The organism is Variovorax brevis (assembly GCF_030317105.1).
In the GTDB taxonomy this organism is placed as follows: domain Bacteria; phylum Pseudomonadota; class Gammaproteobacteria; order Burkholderiales; family Burkholderiaceae_C; genus Variovorax; species Variovorax brevis.
Genome location: NZ_JASZYG010000002.1, coordinates 465,768 through 480,625 on the forward strand (window position 1 = coordinate 465,768; position 14,858 = coordinate 480,625).

17 protein-coding genes and 1 tRNA gene are annotated in these 14,858 nt (G+C 64.5%); 7 read left to right on the forward strand and 11 right to left on the reverse strand.

Features of this window, described 5'->3' with window-relative positions:
* The first annotated feature begins 51 nt into the window (after positions 1 to 51).
* The gene (locus tag QTI66_RS06810) at positions 52 to 801 is read left to right on the forward strand and encodes an SDR family NAD(P)-dependent oxidoreductase (RefSeq protein WP_286558386.1); all 750 of its coding nucleotides are present in this window, start codon (positions 52 to 54) and stop codon (positions 799 to 801) included.
* A gap of 308 nt (positions 802 to 1,109) precedes the next feature.
* Here QTI66_RS06810 and QTI66_RS06815 read toward each other — a convergent pair.
* The 6 genes from QTI66_RS06815 to QTI66_RS06840 all read right to left on the reverse strand — a co-directional run bounded on the left by QTI66_RS06815 (position 1,110) and on the right by QTI66_RS06840 (position 7,647).
* Positions 1,110 to 1,185: transfer RNA gene (locus tag QTI66_RS06815), tRNA-Thr, on the reverse strand.
* A 27-nt stretch (positions 1,186 to 1,212) separates the two neighbouring features.
* Positions 1,213 to 2,220: a class 1 fructose-bisphosphatase gene (locus QTI66_RS06820; RefSeq protein ID WP_286558389.1), complete on the reverse strand. Its 1,008-nt coding sequence runs from the start codon at positions 2,218 to 2,220 to the stop codon at positions 1,213 to 1,215.
* A 35-nt stretch (positions 2,221 to 2,255) separates the two neighbouring features.
* The gene (pepN, locus tag QTI66_RS06825; RefSeq protein ID WP_286558391.1) at positions 2,256 to 4,919 is read right to left on the reverse strand and encodes an aminopeptidase N; all 2,664 of its coding nucleotides are present in this window, start codon (positions 4,917 to 4,919) and stop codon (positions 2,256 to 2,258) included.
* A 48-nt stretch (positions 4,920 to 4,967) separates the two neighbouring features.
* Positions 4,968 to 6,072 (reverse strand): peptide chain release factor 2 gene (gene prfB / locus QTI66_RS06830; protein ID WP_286558393.1). Its coding sequence is split into 2 segments (ribosomal slippage): positions 4,968 to 5,990 and positions 5,992 to 6,072, totalling 1,104 coding nucleotides; the frame shifts between segments, so codons are not numbered across the junction.
* A 94-nt stretch (positions 6,073 to 6,166) separates the two neighbouring features.
* Complete coding sequence (locus QTI66_RS06835) at positions 6,167 to 6,673, reverse strand: hypothetical protein (protein ID WP_286558395.1); 507 nt, start codon at positions 6,671 to 6,673, stop codon at positions 6,167 to 6,169.
* 56 nt (positions 6,674 to 6,729) lie between these two features.
* Positions 6,730 to 7,647, reverse strand: a complete 918-nt coding sequence (locus tag QTI66_RS06840) for an alpha/beta fold hydrolase (protein ID WP_286558397.1) — start codon at positions 7,645 to 7,647, stop codon at positions 6,730 to 6,732.
* Between the two features lie 81 nt (positions 7,648 to 7,728).
* Between QTI66_RS06840 and QTI66_RS06845 the strand changes: the two genes are divergently transcribed.
* From QTI66_RS06845 to QTI66_RS06860, 4 genes are read left to right on the forward strand one after another with little or no spacing between them, the layout of a single operon-like run.
* Complete coding sequence (locus QTI66_RS06845; RefSeq protein WP_286558398.1) at positions 7,729 to 8,802, forward strand: aldo/keto reductase; 1,074 nt, start codon at positions 7,729 to 7,731, stop codon at positions 8,800 to 8,802.
* A complete protein-coding gene (locus tag QTI66_RS06850; RefSeq protein WP_286558399.1) occupies positions 8,799 to 9,290 on the forward strand; it encodes an aminoacyl-tRNA deacylase in 492 nt (163 codons plus the stop codon). Before QTI66_RS06845 ends, QTI66_RS06850 begins: the two co-directional genes overlap by 4 nt.
* Before the next feature lie 31 nt (positions 9,291 to 9,321).
* Positions 9,322 to 9,966 (forward strand): glycerol-3-phosphate 1-O-acyltransferase PlsY, encoded by a 645-nt coding sequence (gene plsY / locus QTI66_RS06855; RefSeq protein ID WP_286558401.1) that lies wholly within the window; start codon positions 9,322 to 9,324, stop codon positions 9,964 to 9,966.
* A gap of 4 nt (positions 9,967 to 9,970) precedes the next feature.
* Complete coding sequence (locus tag QTI66_RS06860; RefSeq protein WP_286558403.1) at positions 9,971 to 10,327, forward strand: RidA family protein; 357 nt, start codon at positions 9,971 to 9,973, stop codon at positions 10,325 to 10,327.
* 7 nt (positions 10,328 to 10,334) lie between these two features.
* Here the strand turns inward: QTI66_RS06860 and QTI66_RS06865 are convergent, their stop codons facing one another.
* Positions 10,335 to 10,985 (reverse strand): retropepsin-like aspartic protease family protein, encoded by a 651-nt coding sequence (locus QTI66_RS06865; protein WP_286558405.1) that lies wholly within the window; start codon positions 10,983 to 10,985, stop codon positions 10,335 to 10,337.
* A 9-nt stretch (positions 10,986 to 10,994) separates the two neighbouring features.
* The gene (locus QTI66_RS06870) at positions 10,995 to 11,480 is read right to left on the reverse strand and encodes a YajQ family cyclic di-GMP-binding protein (protein WP_286558406.1); all 486 of its coding nucleotides are present in this window, start codon (positions 11,478 to 11,480) and stop codon (positions 10,995 to 10,997) included.
* 48 nt (positions 11,481 to 11,528) lie between these two features.
* On the opposite strand from QTI66_RS06870, the gene murB reads away from it, so the two are divergent.
* Both murB and QTI66_RS06880 read left to right on the forward strand, forming a co-directional pair.
* On the forward strand, positions 11,529 to 12,581 hold the full coding sequence (murB, locus tag QTI66_RS06875; protein WP_286558408.1) for a UDP-N-acetylmuramate dehydrogenase: 1,053 nt from the start codon (positions 11,529 to 11,531) through the stop codon (positions 12,579 to 12,581).
* Positions 12,582 to 12,589: 8 nt separating this feature from the next.
* The gene (locus QTI66_RS06880) at positions 12,590 to 13,387 is read left to right on the forward strand and encodes a glycine-rich domain-containing protein (RefSeq protein ID WP_286558409.1); all 798 of its coding nucleotides are present in this window, start codon (positions 12,590 to 12,592) and stop codon (positions 13,385 to 13,387) included.
* 55 nt (positions 13,388 to 13,442) lie between these two features.
* Here QTI66_RS06880 and ppnP read toward each other — a convergent pair whose 3' ends face one another.
* The 3 genes from ppnP to QTI66_RS06895 form a co-directional block, all read right to left on the reverse strand.
* Positions 13,443 to 13,772: a pyrimidine/purine nucleoside phosphorylase gene (gene ppnP / locus QTI66_RS06885; protein ID WP_286558411.1), complete on the reverse strand. Its 330-nt coding sequence runs from the start codon at positions 13,770 to 13,772 to the stop codon at positions 13,443 to 13,445.
* A gap of 51 nt (positions 13,773 to 13,823) precedes the next feature.
* The gene (locus QTI66_RS06890; protein WP_286558412.1) at positions 13,824 to 14,405 is read right to left on the reverse strand and encodes a hypothetical protein; all 582 of its coding nucleotides are present in this window, start codon (positions 14,403 to 14,405) and stop codon (positions 13,824 to 13,826) included.
* A gap of 74 nt (positions 14,406 to 14,479) precedes the next feature.
* A complete protein-coding gene (locus QTI66_RS06895) occupies positions 14,480 to 14,836 on the reverse strand; it encodes an ArsC family reductase (RefSeq protein ID WP_286558414.1) in 357 nt (118 codons plus the stop codon).
* Between the last annotated feature and the right edge of the window lie 22 nt (positions 14,837 to 14,858).

Genomic DNA, 14,858 nt, shown 5'->3' on the forward strand with positions numbered 1-14,858 from the left:
CCGATACCCCTCTCTTGTTTTCGTCACCCATCACCTTTCCCGGAGATCAGCATGTCCAAGCCCCTCGCCAACAAAGTCGCCCTCGTCACGGGCGGGTCACGCGGCATCGGTGCCGCCATCGCACGCCGCCTGGCGCGCGACGGCGCCGATGTCGCCATCAGCTATTCGGCCTCAGCCGACCGCGCCGAAGCACTGGCGAAGGAACTGCAGGAAACAGGCGTGCGCGCCGTGGCTTTCCAGGCCGACCAGGCAGACCCGCTGCAGGTCGAAGCGCTGGTGAACCATGCCGCGCGGCACTTCGGCAGGCTCGACATTCTTGTGAACAACGCTGGCGTGTTCGTGGTCGGTCAGGTCGGTGCGCCCGACAGCGACGTCGCGGCCTTCGACCGGCAGTTCGCCATCAACGTTGGCGGCGTGGCCGCTGCCGTGCGCGCGGCAGTGCCGCTCATCAGCGACCAGGGTCGCATCATCTCGATCGGCTCCGGTGCCGCCGATCGCACGCCGTGGCCGGGTGTGGCCGACTATTCGGCGACGAAGGCGGCGGTGTCCGCCTACACACGCGGCTGGGCGCGCGACCTTGCCCCGCGCGGCATCACCGTCAACACCGTGCAGCCGGGCTCGGTCGATACCGAGATGAACCCGCAGGACGGCGACTTCGCCGCCGTGCAGAAGGCCGCCATTCCGCTGGGCCGCTACGGCCGGCCCGAAGATGTCGCGGCGGCGGTGGCATTCCTCGCGAGCCCCGACGCCAGCTTCATCACGGGCGTATCGCTCGACGTCGATGGAGGCGCGGGGGCGTGATCGCCGAACTTGGGAACAGCAGGGGCGATGCCCAAGGCGTGGGGCACACAACTCATTCAAGCATGAGCGGCACGCCGGGATCGACTTTTTCCCGCGCGCGCCGATAGACCGATCTCATGACTGCTCTTCTGGTCCTTTCGGGCGCCGTGGGGCTGCCTCCGCGATCGACCCAGCCACGGTGGCAACAAGATCCATCGGTGCATCATCGCGCCAATGCATGACGTTGCGACAACGGCGACATGGTGTCGACACGACCCCAAAATGAAAAAGCCCGCTATCTTTTCGATAGCGGGCTTTCCCGTTTTTATTGGTGCCGGAGAGATGAATCGAACACCCGACCTTCTCATTACGAATGAGCTGCTCTACCGACTGAGCTACACCGGCATTGCCTATGATTAGGCTAGCTTTCTATTATAGCGCGTCGTGATACCGAGTCACGCGCTCAACTTCATTTTTTGATCCCAACAACACAGAAACGCGTTCGTGGAGCTTGGTGGGCTCCAGGTCGAGGATGCGCTGGCGTCCGTTGGTGGCCATGCCGCCGGCCTGTTCAACGATCCAGCTCATGGGGTTGGCTTCATACATCAGGCGCAGCTTGCCGGCCTTTTCGGGTTCGCGCTTGTCCCATGGATACATGAAGATGCCGCCGCGCATCAGGATGCGATGCACGTCGGTCACCATGCTGGCGATCCAGCGCATGTTGAAGTCCTTGCCGCGCGGACCTTCCTTGCCGGCAAGGCATTCGTCGATGTAGCGCTTCACCGGTTCGTCCCAGTGGCGCATGTTGCTCATGTTGATCGCGAATTCCTTGGTGTCGGCCGGAATCTGGATGTTCTCCTGCGTGAGCATGAAGGAACCCTGTTCGCGGTCGAGCGTGAACATCGCGACGCCGTCGCCGACGGTGAGCACCAGTGTCGTTTGCGGGCCGTAGATGCAGTAGCCCGCGGCCACCTGTTTGGCACCCGCCTGCAGGAAGTCCGATTCCTGCACGCCCTGCTGGCCTTCGGGCTTTTTCAGCACGCTGAAGATGGTGCCGATGCTCACGTTCACGTCGATGTTCGACGAGCCGTCGAGCGGATCGAACAGCAGCAGGTATTCACCTTGCGGATAGCGGTTGGGCACCAGGTGGATGGTGTCCATTTCCTCGCTGGCCATGGCTGCCAGATGACCGCCCCATTCGTTGGCCTCGATCAGCACTTCGTTGGCGATGATGTCCAGCTTCTTCTGGATTTCGCCTTGCACGTTCTCGGACTCGGCCGAGCCGAGCACGCCGCCGAGCGCGCCCTTGTTGACGGCCTGGCTGATGCTCTTGCAGGCACGTGCCACGACTTCAAGCAGAAGCCGCAGCTGCGAAGGAATCGATCCATCGACGCGCTGCTGCTCGACGAGGTATCGGGTGAGGGAGATCTTGTGGGCCATGTAGTGGATATCAAAAGTTATTCGGGGCCTGAGGGTCAGCCACCCAGGGCGCGCGTCACGACTTCCTGCGTGTCCTTGCTCAGGTCCGGCTTGGCCGCAACGCGCGCAATGGCTTCGCGCGCCGCGCTGCGATACGGTTCGGCCAGCTTGCTCCAGCGGTCGAGTGCACGCGCGAGGCGGGCGGCCACTTGCGGGTTGATCGCGTCCAGCTCGATCACGCGGTCGCTCCAGAACACGTAGCCCGCGGCGTCGGGGCGGTGGAACGCGCCGGGGTTGGCGCTGCAGTAGCTGAAGATCACGCTGCGCGCGCGGTTCGGGTTCTTGATCGAGAAGTCCGGGTGCTTCATCAACTGGCGCACCAACGGCAGGATGTCTCCGCCGCGGTCCGGCGCGCCGGCTTGCAGCGAGAACCACTTGTCGATCACCAGCGCTTCGTCCTTGAAGATGGTGTGGAAGCGGGCCAGCGCCGAGGCGGCCAGGGCATGGCCGGAAGCCACAAGCGCGTTGAGCGCGTTGAAGCGGTCGGTCATGTTGCCCGCGTCCTTGAAGCGCTGCAACGTCTTGCCCGGCCAGACGGTGTCGCCCGACTCGCGTGCGGCCAGGCAGAGGTTGGTCAAGGCCATGCCGGCCAACGCACGGCGGCCGGACGACCGCGGATCGGGGCTGTAGGCGCCGGTGTCCTGGTTCTGTTCGTAGACCAGTTCCCATTCGGCGGAGAGGGCAGTCGCGAGTCGCGCCCGCATGGCTTCGCGCACGACGTGCACGCGCTGCGGATCGACCACTTCGAGCTGTTCGGCGATGTAGGTTTCCGAGGGCAGCGTGAGCACAAGTTCCTTGAAGGCGGAATCGAGCTTCGGGTCACGCAGGACCTTGCGCATCGCGTCGAGGAACGCATCGCCCAAAGTGGCCGCCTCGGCGTTGACGCCGACGGGGCTGGTGATCGAGGCGATCGCCGCGCGCAGCGCCAGGCGCTGGCTGGCTTCCCAACGGTTGAACGGGTCGGTGTCGTGTTCGAGCAGCATCAGCAGCTGCGCGTCCGAATAGTCGAAGTCCAGGATTACCGGCGCGCTGAAGCCGCGCAGGATGGAGGGCACCGGCTTGCTGTCGACGTCGGTGAAGGTGAAGGTCTCGCCCACCTGCGTGACAACCAGCGTCTGCGTCGGGGCGAGCTCGCGCCCGTCCTGGCCGATGAGGCCGACGTTGACGGGGATGACGAAGGGCTCCTTGTCGGCCTGGCCCGGCGTCGGCGCGCAGCTTTGGTCGATGTGCAGCGTGTAGGTGCGTTCGTCAGGGTCGTAGCTGCCGCGTGCAGACAGGCGTGGCGTGCCGGCCTGGCTGTACCAGCGCTTGAATTGCGGCAACAGTCGCGCAAGATCCGAGTGCGGGTTCGCATCGGCAATGGCCTGCGCAAATTCATCGCAGGTCACGGCTTGGCCGTCATGACGCTCGAAGTAGAGCTTCATGCCAAGCGCGAAACCTTCGCGGCCCACCAGCGTCTGCATCATGCGAACGACCTCGGCACCCTTTTCGTAGATGGTGACGGTGTAGAAGTTGCTGATCTCGATGTAGCTGTCCGGACGCACCGGGTGCGCCATCGGGCCGGCGTCTTCGGGGAACTGCGCGGTGCGCAAGACACGAACGTCTTCGATGCGCTTGACGGCGCGTGCCGACGCATCCGCGCACAGGTCCTGCGAGAACTCCTGGTCGCGGAACACCGTGAGGCCTTCCTTGAGCGAGAGCTGGAACCAGTCGCGGCAGGTCACGCGGTCGCCGGTCCAGTTGTGGAAGTACTCGTGGCCGACGACGCTTTCGATGTTGCTGTAGTCCGCATCGGTCGCGGTCGCCTGGTTGGCCAGGACGTACTTCGTGTTGAAGATGTTCAGGCCCTTGTTCTCCATGGCGCCCATGTTGAAGTCGCTGGTCGCGACGATCATGAAGCGGTCCAGGTCCAATGGCAGGCCGAAGCGCGCCTCGTCCCAGGCGATGGAGTGCATCAGCGAGTTCATCGCGTGCTCGGTCTTGTCGAGATCGCCCGCGCGAACGAACACCTGCAGCAAGTGCTCCTTGCCGTTGCGTGCCGTGATGCGTTGTTCGCGCGCCACCAGCTTGCCGGCGACCAGCGCGAAGAGATAGCTCGGCTTGCGGAACGGGTCGACCCACTTCGCAAAGTGGCGGCCTTCAGGCAAGTCGCCTTGCTCGACCAGGTTGCCGTTGGACAACAGCACCGGGTACGCCGCCTTGTTGGCACGCAGCAGCACCGAATAGCTCGCCATCACGTCCGGGCGGTCCAGGAAGTAGGTGATGCGTCGGAAGCCCTCGGCCTCGCATTGCGTGAAGAAGGTGTCCTCGCTGACGAACAGGCCCATCAACTTGGTGTTCTTGATCGGCGCGCAGGTGGTGAAGACCTCCAGCTCGAAAGCATCGGGCAGGTTGTCGAGCACCAGTTGCTCGGCTTCAACGCGGAAGGACGCGCCCTGGCCGTTGACCAGCACGCGCGCCAGATTCAGCTCGTCGCCATCCAGGCGCAGCGGCTGCACCGGCACCTCGGGGTTGCGGCGCATCTGCATGCGGTTGAGCACGCGCGTCTTGGCGGGGTCGAGGTCAAAGGTCAGCTCGACCGTGTCGATCCAGTAGGCCGGGGCGGCGTAGTCCTCGCGGCGGATGGCCACGGGGTGCCCTTGGGCGTCACGAAATTGCATCGGGTGTCTCCAGCGAATTTTTTTTCTGGTTGTCCAAAAAGCGCGACCTTACACGCCCTGCTTGAGCGAGGCCTCGATGAAAACGTCAAGGTCGCCGTCCAGCACCTTCTGCGTCGCCGAGACTTCGACGTTGGTGCGCAGGTCCTTGATGCGGCTGTTGTCCAGCACGTAGCTGCGAATCTGGTGGCCCCAGCCCACGTCGGTCTTGGAGTCTTCCAGCTTCTGCTGCTCTTCCTGGCGCTTGCGCATCTCGTGGTCGTACAGGCGCGAACGCAGGCGCTTCCACGCCACGTCGCGGTTGCTGTGCTGGCTGCGGCCGTCCTGGCACTGCACGACGATGCCGGTCGGAATGTGCGTCAGGCGCACGGCCGAGTCGGTCTTGTTGATGTGCTGGCCGCCCGCGCCGCTGGCACGGAAGGTGTCGGTGCGCACGTCCGAAGGATTGATCTCGATTTCGATCGAATCATCGATTTCCGGGTACACGAAGATGCTGGCAAAGCTCGTGTGACGCCCGCCCGACGAATCGAAGGGCGACTTGCGCACCAGGCGGTGCACGCCGGTTTCGGTGCGCAGCAGGCCGAAGGCGTAGTCGCCGTCGACCTTGATGGTCGCGCCCTTGATGCCGGCGGTGTCGCCCGGGGTTTCGTCTTCGATCTGCGTCTTGAAGCCCTTGCGCTCGGCGTACTTCAGGTACTGGCGCAGCAGCATGCTGGCCCAGTCGCAGGCCTCCGTGCCGCCGGCGCCGGCCTGGATGTCGATGAAGGCGTTGAGCGGGTCGGCCGGGTTGTTGAACATCCGGCGGAATTCAAGCTGCTCGATTTCCTTTTGCAGGCCGGCCGCGTCGTCGGCGATGGCCTGCAGGCCGTCCATGTCGCCGTCAGCCTTCGACATCTCGAAAAGCTCGGTGTTGTCGGACAGGCCGCTGGTCAGCTTGTCGAGCGTGAGCACGACGCCGTCGAGCGCCTTCTTTTCCTTGCCCAGCTCCTGGGCCTTCTTGGGGTCGTTCCAGACCGTGGGGTCTTCGAGCGACGCGTTTACCGTGCGCAGACGTTCAGCTTTGGCATCGGCGTCAAAGATACCTCCGGAGATCCACCGTGCGCTGGCTCAGGTCCGCAAGGGTGGCGCCGATTTGGTTGATTTGTTCTGCATCCATGAGAGTGTCCTTGGCGGTGTTTGGGAGAAACCCGGCATTTTCTCACGGTGCGCAAAGGCCATGCGGCTGGTGCCGGATGGCCTGTTGTAGGCGATCAGAACCGGCGGTTGTAGGAGAAGAGCAGGCCGGCCGTGCCGAGCAGGGCGACTTGCAGGGCATCCTTGGAGGTCAGGCGGTAACCCACCGCCGGCACGACGGTCGGCGACCAGCCGTTGTGGTTGAACGGAACCTTGTCCTCGTAGGGCTCGACGTAGCCGTACATGATGCCGGCGGTCAGCTTGACGTAGAGGGCAGGCACGTCGAACAAGTTGTTCCAGATGTAGCCGAAGTACGCAGTTCCGGATTTCTGACCGAAGGAATTGCTGAAGTAGGCGCCACCCCAGAGCCAGCCGTCGTCGTATTGCCTTTCAAGGCCGATGAGCCACACCGCTTTGTGGGTGTCGTCCTTGCTGAAGTGATACGCATAGGGCGAAATCGTGACTTCCCACGCCGTTTCCTTGGGAATGACGCTGGTTTCCTGGGCATGCAGGGCCGGTGCATGTGCGGCGCCCAGCATGGCAATGGCCAAGCTGGCGACGCGAGCGGTCGCTGTAAATTTCATCTGTTTGGTCCTCGCGGAACTGCGATTTGGTTGGGACGATTCTCGCAGATGCGTTTTCAGGGCCCGTTGAGGTGCGCCTCGATGACGGCGGCGACCTGCCCGGGCTGGTCGTGATGCAGCATGTGGCCGGCATCCTGCAGCGTCAGGCGCGTGAGGCCCGGCACGGCGTGCAGCCGCGCCAGCATGTCTTCGTCGATGCCTCGCGATTTCCACGTCTTGACGATGCCGTCCACCGCATCGACGGCCAGCACGGGGGCCGTGATGTTCTTGTAGATCTCGATGGCCTCGTCCACGCGGTACAGGTTGGCATTGACGATCTTGTGCGCGGCATCGCCCAGGATGCCCCAGCCCGTCGAGCCGTCGGCGCGCGTGGTGGGGCCGGCCCAGTGCGAGGCCAGCCAGTCGGCCTTGTCCTTCGACAGGCGTGGATTGGTGCGCATCAGGCGTCGCGCGACGCCGCCGGGTTCGGGGTAGGTTTGCAGGTCCAGTTCGCCGCGCTTCCACTGCTTGAGTTCGTCCATCCACCTGGCGTAGCGCGCGGGTGCCTGTTCGGGCCGCGTCTGCGGCATGCCGAAGCCTTCGAGGTTGACCATGCGCCGGACGCGCTGTGGGCGGGCACCGGCGTAGAACATCGAGACGTTGCCGCCCATGCTGTGCCCGACGATGTCGACCGCCTGGTCGGGCAGGTAGTGGTCGAGCAGGCCGTCCAGGTCGGCCAGGTAGTCGGGAAACCAGAAGTTGTCGGTGCCGCGCGCGTCCGTCAGGCCGAAGCCGCGCCAGTCCGGCGCGATCACCGGGCGCTCGCTGGCGAGGGCATCCACTACGAACTGGAACGAAGCGCCCACGTCCATCCAGCCATGCAGCATGACGATGGGCGGACGCCCAGGCGACAACTCGCCCCAGATGCGAACGTGGTGGTCGAGCCCGCGCAGGGGAATGAATTCGCTTCGGGAAACGCGGCGTGGGGTGTACATGCAAACGATGATAAGCAGACCGCCGACTTGTCCAAGTCCTGTGCAAGACACAAAGCGTTGCGTCTTTCTAGAATCGGGCGCATGACATCCCTCACATCCAACGTCCGGCTCGGCCAGAGCGATCTTCAAGTCACCCCCATCTGCCTTGGCACGATGACTTTCGGGGAGCAGGTGAGCGAGCAGGTCGCTCACGCCGTGCTCGACCGTTCGCTGGAACGCGGTGTGAATTTCATCGACACGGCCGAGATGTACGCCGTGCCGGCGCGCAAGGAGACCTTTGGCGCCACCGAGACGATCATTGGCAACTGGTTCGCCAGCAACCCCGGCGCGCGCCAGAAGCTCGTGCTGGCCACCAAGGTGGCAGGCCCCTCGCGCGGCATGCCGTGGGTACGCGAAGGAGGCGGCATGACGGCTGCCGACATCGTCGCCTCGTGCAACGCGAGCCTCAAGCGCCTGAAAACGGACGTGATCGACCTCTACCAGATCCACTGGCCCGAGCGCCACACGCCCGCCTTCGGCTCAATGGTGTACGACCCCAAGCTGGAGCGCTCCGTCACGTCGATCCACGAGCAACTCGACGCCTTTGCCGGCCTGGTGAAGGAAGGCAAGGTGCGCACCATCGGCCTGTCGAACGAGACGCCTTATGGCGTGCACGAGTTCGTTCGCCTGGCCGAGCAGCATGGCCTGCCGCGCGTCGCCACCGTGCAGAACGCCTATTGCCTTGTGAACCGCATCCCCGAAAACGGCCTCGACGAAACGATGCATCGACTGGGCGTCTCGCTGCTGGCCTATTCGCCGCTGGCCTTCGGCCTGCTGACGGGCAAGTACGACCAGAGCGGCACGGATGGCCCGGAAGCCCCCAAGGATGCACGCATTGCGAAATTCGAATCGGTGCGCAAGCAGCGCTGGGGCCGCGCCGACGCGCTGAAAGCCGCTCGCCGCTACAACGCGCTGGCACGCGACAACGGCCTCACGCCCACGCAGATGGCACTGGCGTTCTGCTACCAGAATGCCAAGGTGGCCAGCACCATCATTGGCGTGACCACCGTGGCGCAACTCGACGAAGACCTCGACGCCTGGGGCACCACGCTCTCGACCGAAATCCTGGGCGAAATTGACAAGATCCGCTGGGAAATCCGGGATCCTGCAGTGTGAGCAAGAAGGCGCACGTCTCGGAAACGCCGGCCACGCAGATGCTGCGCGCCAACAAGGTCGCGTTCACCGAGCATCCCTACGAGTACCTGGAGCACGGCGGGGCGCAGCACAGTGCGCAGGTGCTCGGGCTCGACCCCTTCACGGTGGTGAAGACGCTCGTCATGCAGGATCAGGACGCCAAGCCCTTGCTGGTGCTGATGCACGGCAACCGCACGGTGTCGACCAAGAACCTTGCGCGCCAGATCGGCGCCAAGTCGGTCGAGCCGTGCAAGCCGGAGGTGGCCAACCGGCACAGCGGCTACCTCGTGGGCGGCACCTCGCCCTTCGGCACGCGGCGCGACATGCCGGTCTATATCGAGTCGACGATTCTCGATTTGCCGCGCATCGCCATCAATGGCGGACGGCGCGGTTACCTGGTGGGCATCGAGCCGCAGGTTTGCGTGGCGCTGCTCGGCGCGAAGCCGGTGCAGTGCGCGCTGGCAGAATAGCGCGCTTCATTTGTCGGCTGGAGCGCGCGTCTTGAGTTTTGATCTTCCTTCCCTGCTCGCGATCGTCGCGTCCTATCTGCTGGGTTCGCTTTCCTTTGCGGTGATCGTCAGCAAGGTGATGGGCATGGACGACCCGCGCAGCTACGGCAGCAAGAACCCCGGCGCGACCAACGTGCTGCGTTCGGGACGAAAGAGCGCCGCACTCGCCACCCTCGTGCTCGACGCGTTGAAAGGGTGGTTGCCGGTTTTCCTGATCCAGCATTTCGGCGCGCCCTATGGCCTGGGCATGGGGACGGCTGCATTGGCGGGCCTGGCCGCGTTCCTGGGGCACCTGTACCCGGTGTTCTTCGGGTTTCAGGGTGGCAAGGGCGTTGCCACGGCGGCGGGCGTGCTGTTCGGCCTGGACTGGCTGCTGGGCCTGTCGACCGGCGCCACCTGGCTGATCGTGGCCTTCTTTTTTCGCTATTCCTCGCTCGCCTCGCTGGCGGCGGCATTCTTTGCGCCGGCCTACTACCTGCTGGGTGGGCGTATCGTCTGGCCGCTGGACGGTACGACGCTGGTCGCGCTGGTGGTCATGAGCCTGCTGCTGTTCTGGCGGCATCGCGAAAACATCCGTCGCCTGGCCGCCGGCACGGAATCGAAACTGGGTTCGAAAAAGAAAACCGAAGGGAACTGACGACATGGCCAACATCCAACGCTTTCACGTCGGCGCGCGACTGAGCGAAACCGCGGTGCACAACGGCACCGTGTACCTCGCCGGACAGGTGCCGGACGACCTCAGCAAGGACATCAAGGGCCAGACGGCCGAGGTGCTCGGCATGGTGGAGCGCCTGCTGCTGGAGGCCGGCAGCGACAAGTCGCGCATCCTGATGGCGCAGATCTTCCTGAAGGACATCAGCGAGATCGGCGACATGAACACCGTTTGGGACGCGTGGATTCCCGCCGGCAACACGCCGCCGCGTGCGACGGTTCAGGCGCTGATGGCCAAGGCCGAGTACAGGATCGAGATCGTGGTGACCGCGGCGCAAACCGCGTAGCGCGGATTCAATAGCGCTTTTCGAGCACCATCTGGTCGGCGTCGCGCTGCATCGAGAAGCGGCCGATGAAGCTGTTGCCCAGCAGGACATAGGGCATGGGTTGTTCGGACACGATGGCATCGACGTCATACACCTCGACGTCGCCGACGCGTATCGAGCCGAGCTTGAGCCGGTAGCCGGAGGAGTCGCCGTTGGCGGTGTTGATGCGCACCGGCTGGCCCTTCTTGTAGTCCAGTCCGATGCGCACCGCGTCGGCGGCGGAAATGGCCACCACCGTTGCGCCCGTGTCCAGCATGAAGTTGACCGAGCGGCCATTGATGGTGCCCTGCGTCAGGAAATGCCCGCCGCTGTTGGCCGGCAGGACGATGCGGGTGCCGCTGGCACGCGGTGCGCTTGCGCCCACGCTCACCGGCGAATCCATGCGCAAGGGAATGCGCTGCCCATCCACCTCGACCACCGCCTGGTCGCCTTGCACCGAAACGAGCCGGACATTGCCGAGCTTTTCACCCGGCGCCACGGTACGAGGCGCGGCCCCATCGACGATGAGGATGGCGCGGCCGCCAATGGTGCCGGTAAGGGTGACGGAAGCAGCCTGGGCCGCAGTCGCCCAGATTCCCACCGTCGCCAGCGCGACGACCGCTGCCCGGATCGGATTCATGTTGAAAGATCAGTCGCGAAAGTTGTTGAAAGACAGCGGCATGTCCGGCACGTCCTTCTTGATGAGCGCCATGGCGGCTTGCAGATCGTCGCGCTTGGCGCCGGTGATGCGCACGGCGTCGCCCTGGATGGCGGCCTGCACCTTCATCTTGCTGTCCTTGATGATGCGGGTGATCTTCTTGGCCTGCTCCGACTCGATGCCGCTCTTGACCTTGATGACCTGCTTGACCTTGTCGCCGCCGATTTTCTGCACGGCGCCCTTGTCAAGAAAACGCACGTCGACGTTGCGCTTGGTGAGTTTGCTGCGCAAGATGTCTTCCACCTGCACCAGCTGGAATTCCGCGTCCCCGGTGAGGGTGATCTCCTTGTCCTTCAGTTCGACGGCCGCCGCAGTTCCCTTGAAGTCAAAGCGCGTTGCGATTTCCTTGGCCGTGTTCTCCACGGCGTTTTTCACTTCAGGCAGGTTGGGTTCGCAGACGGTATCAAAGGAAGGCATGAGATCTCCTGACGCGGAGCATTTGTGAGTGAATGCGACAATTCTCCCATGATCGTGGAACAAAACGTCCCGCTGCAACCGTACAACAGCTTCGGCATCGTGGCCCGTGCGCAAAATCTGGTGCGCGTGTGCAATACGGCCGACGTGTTGCAGGTGCTGGCCGATGCACAGTGGCGCGGCGCGCCTAAATTCGTGCTGGGCGGCGGCAGCAACATCGTGCTCACCGGGGATGTGAAGTCTTTGGTTCTCAAAGTGGAAATCAAGGGGCGCGAACTGGTGGAGAACGGCCCCCGCGCGTGGATCGTCGAAGTCGGTGCCGGCGAGGTCTGGCACGACACGGTGCAGTGGATGCTGGAGCAGGGCTACCCGGGCCTTGAAAATCTTGCGCTGATTCCCGGCACCGTCGGCGGATCGCCCGTGCAAAACATCGGCGCCTACGGTGTCGAACTGCAAGACCGTTTCGAGTCGCTGGACGGCATCGACCTGCACACCGGCAAGACGTTCACGCTGAACGCCGCGCAGTGCGCGTTCGGCTACCGCGATTCGGTGTTCAAGCACGTCGGCGACGGCGCCAATGATTTCGGGCTCGCGGGCCGGTCGATCATCACCAAGGTGCGCTTTCGGCTGCCCAAGCCCTGGAAGCCGGTGCTGGGCTACCTCGACCTCGAACGCAAGATGGCCGAGACCGGCAACGCTGCGCCCAGCGCCATGGAAATCTTCGACTGGATCTGCGCGATCCGCCGCGCCAAACTGCCCGACTGGCGCGTGCTGGGCAACGCAGGCAGCTTCTTCAAGAACCCGACCGTCACGGCCGAGCAATGCGCCGACATCATTGCGCGCGAACCCAGGATCGTTCACTACCCGATGCACGACGGCAGCATCAAGCTGGCGGCCGGTTGGCTCATCGACGCCTGCGGCTGGAAAGGCAAGTCCGTCGGCAATGCGGGCGTCTATGAAAAGCAGGCGCTCGTGCTGGTCAACCGGGGCGGCTCGAAGAACCCCGTGACCGGTGGCGAGGTCATGACGCTTGCCAAGGCGATCCAGACCAGCGTCTATGAGCGGTTCGGCATCCGGCTGGAGCCCGAGCCGGTGGTGGTGTAGCGCACCGGATGTTGCTGCCCGAACTCAACTTTCGCCGCCGCATCAACCTGCTCGTGTGGGCGCGCCGAGGGCTGTGGCTGCCGGGCATTGCGGCATTTGCCTTGTGGCGAACGAGTTTTGCGTTCTGGCTTGTCGTTGTGTTCTCGGTGCTGCTTTCGGGCGCGCTCAAGGCACTGGAAGGCAGCCTGCGCCGGCGCTTCATCCGCGAGGCCAGGTTTCCGCCCTTTCTGGCCGGCAAGCTCGTCGCCGCGTATCCGCAATTGCGTCCCCGCGACACCGACCTGGTGCTGCATGGCCTGCGCCAATTCTTCCTGGCGCACCTGCGTTCGGGTCGCAAGTTCGTAGCCATGCCGTCGAAACTGGTCGACGAGGCCTGGCACGCCTACATCCTGCACACGCAGGGCTACCAGAGCTGGTGCGCGGCCGCCTTCGGTGGAATGCTGCACCACACGCCGGCGGAGGTGCTGGGCCGCGATGCCCGGCGCAACGATGGTCTGCGCCGCACGTGGTATTGGGCCTGCAAGGAAGAAAGCATTGATCCGCGCAAGCCGGCGCGCCTGCCATTGCTGTTTGCGCTCGACGCCAAGTTCGACGTCGAGGGCGGCTTCAAGTACACGCCGGACTGCCGCGCCATCGACCGCGCCAGCGGTTCCGATGCCTACTGCGGCACCAGCTTCAGCGACTCGGATTCCGGGTCTGGCGATGCGGGCGGCTTTGGCGGGAGCGAGTCCTCATCTGGCGGCGGCGACGGCGGTGGTGACGGCGGCAGTGGATGCGGTGGTGGCTGCGGAGGCGGTGGCGACTGAACGGGCAAGAAAAAGCCACCCGGGGGTGGCGATTTTTTTGGAATGTGTTGCCGGTTCAGCCGAAGTGGCAGATGTAGCTGTAGGGCTCGCCCGTCACGCGGATCTGGAAGCTGGAGTCGCCCGGCACGCTGAACTTTTCGCCCGCGCCGGAACGCACCCATTCCTTGCTGCCCGCCAGCAGGTATTCGCAGCTGCCGCCCGTGCCTTCCATGACTTCCGGCGCGCCGGTGTTGAAGGTCAGGGTCGAGGGCAGCACGACGCCGACGGACTTCTTGGTGCCGTCCGGCAGTGTCAGGCTGTGGCTCACGCACTTGCCGTCGAAGTAGACGTTGGCCTTGGTGGCAACGCTCACGTTGCTCATGGATGCGGAGGTGTTGGTGGTCATGTCGTCATATCGCCTTTCAAAGGCGATTTTAGGCGCGCGGACTGGCCGGGATCAGCGCCAGCCGCGGCGGTAGTAGCCACCGCCCCAGCCGCGCGAGTAGCCCAGGTTCAGCGAAACACCGATCGGGGGATAGGCATAGGGGTAGCCGTACCCGTAGCCATAGCCGTAGACCGGCGCGGGTGCGTACACCGGCGCCGGGTAGCCATACGCCGGGGCGGGGTAGGGGTATGCGGCGCCCGGATAGACCGCAGGCGCACCGGTGCCGGACACCACGACGCCGGGCTCCGGAACCGCGGTGCGCCATGGCGCGTCACCGTTGTCGGCCATCGGGGCTTGCTGCTGGTCGCCAGCGTCGTCAGCGTACTGCTGCGCGTCTTGCCCCGGCGACGAGGTGGCCACGCCCATGGGCGTCACCTGCAGCGGAATGCTCTTGCCGGGCGGCGAATCGGTGCGGGTCGTGTACTGGCGGCCGGCGTATTCGTAAGTCACCGAGTAACCCGCGACGCCGTCGGGGGTGCGGATGGGGGTGCTGGAGATCACCCGTCCCTGTTCCAGCTGGGCAAACGCCGGATTGGCAGCGGCCAGCGCCGCCAGGAGTGATGTGCCCAGAAGGGCGCGCAATGCTGTTTTCATATGAATTTCCTCACGTCAGGTCCGCAGGACTGGCCCGCCTCATGGCCGATTTGACGCAGTTTCGTGGCCGAGGTTCAGCCCTTTACGCGGCCTTGCCATTCGTCAGCGTCAAATCCGACCGTGGCGTCGGCGCCAGCGGACCATTCGACGACCGGCCGCTTGATCAGGCTCGGGTTGGCCAGCAGCGCCTGGCGCGCCGAGGCCGAATCGACGACGGCCGCGCGCGTTTCGTCGTCCAGCCGTCGCCATGTGGTGCCGCGGCGGTTGACCAGCGACTCCCATCCGGGTGAACGCAGCCAGCGGTCGAGTTGCGCCTCGGGGACGCCTTGCTTCTTGAAGTCGTGAAAGGTGTAGGCGACGCCATGTTCGTCGAGCCATGCGCGGGCGCGCTTGACGGTGTCGCAATTGGGGATGCCGAAAACTTTGGTCATGGGGCCAATCATGCCGCCGCGT

Excerpts from the sequence above, each read along its gene's own strand:
- QTI66_RS06895 (WP_286558414.1), bottom strand. The coding sequence starts at position 14,836 with ATGACCAAAGTTTTCGGCATCCCCAATTGCGACACCGTCAAGCGCGCC.
- QTI66_RS06860 (WP_286558403.1), top strand. The coding sequence starts at position 9,971 with ATGGCCAACATCCAACGCTTTCACGTCGGCGCGCGACTGAGCGAAACC.
- murB (WP_286558408.1), top strand. The coding sequence starts at position 11,529 with ATGATCGTGGAACAAAACGTCCCGCTGCAACCGTACAACAGCTTCGGC.
- pepN (WP_286558391.1), bottom strand. The coding sequence starts at position 4,919 with ATGCAATTTCGTGACGCCCAAGGGCACCCCGTGGCCATCCGCCGCGAG.
- QTI66_RS06810 (WP_286558386.1), top strand. The coding sequence starts at position 52 with ATGTCCAAGCCCCTCGCCAACAAAGTCGCCCTCGTCACGGGCGGGTCA.
- QTI66_RS06880 (WP_286558409.1), top strand. The coding sequence starts at position 12,590 with ATGTTGCTGCCCGAACTCAACTTTCGCCGCCGCATCAACCTGCTCGTG.
- QTI66_RS06840 (WP_286558397.1), bottom strand. The coding sequence starts at position 7,647 with ATGTACACCCCACGCCGCGTTTCCCGAAGCGAATTCATTCCCCTGCGC.
- QTI66_RS06835 (WP_286558395.1), bottom strand. The coding sequence starts at position 6,673 with ATGAAATTTACAGCGACCGCTCGCGTCGCCAGCTTGGCCATTGCCATG.
- QTI66_RS06865 (WP_286558405.1), bottom strand. The coding sequence starts at position 10,985 with ATGAATCCGATCCGGGCAGCGGTCGTCGCGCTGGCGACGGTGGGAATC.
- QTI66_RS06890 (WP_286558412.1), bottom strand. The coding sequence starts at position 14,405 with ATGAAAACAGCATTGCGCGCCCTTCTGGGCACATCACTCCTGGCGGCG.
- QTI66_RS06820 (WP_286558389.1), bottom strand. The coding sequence starts at position 2,220 with ATGGCCCACAAGATCTCCCTCACCCGATACCTCGTCGAGCAGCAGCGC.
- QTI66_RS06870 (WP_286558406.1), bottom strand. The coding sequence starts at position 11,480 with ATGCCTTCCTTTGATACCGTCTGCGAACCCAACCTGCCTGAAGTGAAA.
- ppnP (WP_286558411.1), bottom strand. The coding sequence starts at position 13,772 with ATGACCACCAACACCTCCGCATCCATGAGCAACGTGAGCGTTGCCACC.
- QTI66_RS06845 (WP_286558398.1), top strand. The coding sequence starts at position 7,729 with ATGACATCCCTCACATCCAACGTCCGGCTCGGCCAGAGCGATCTTCAA.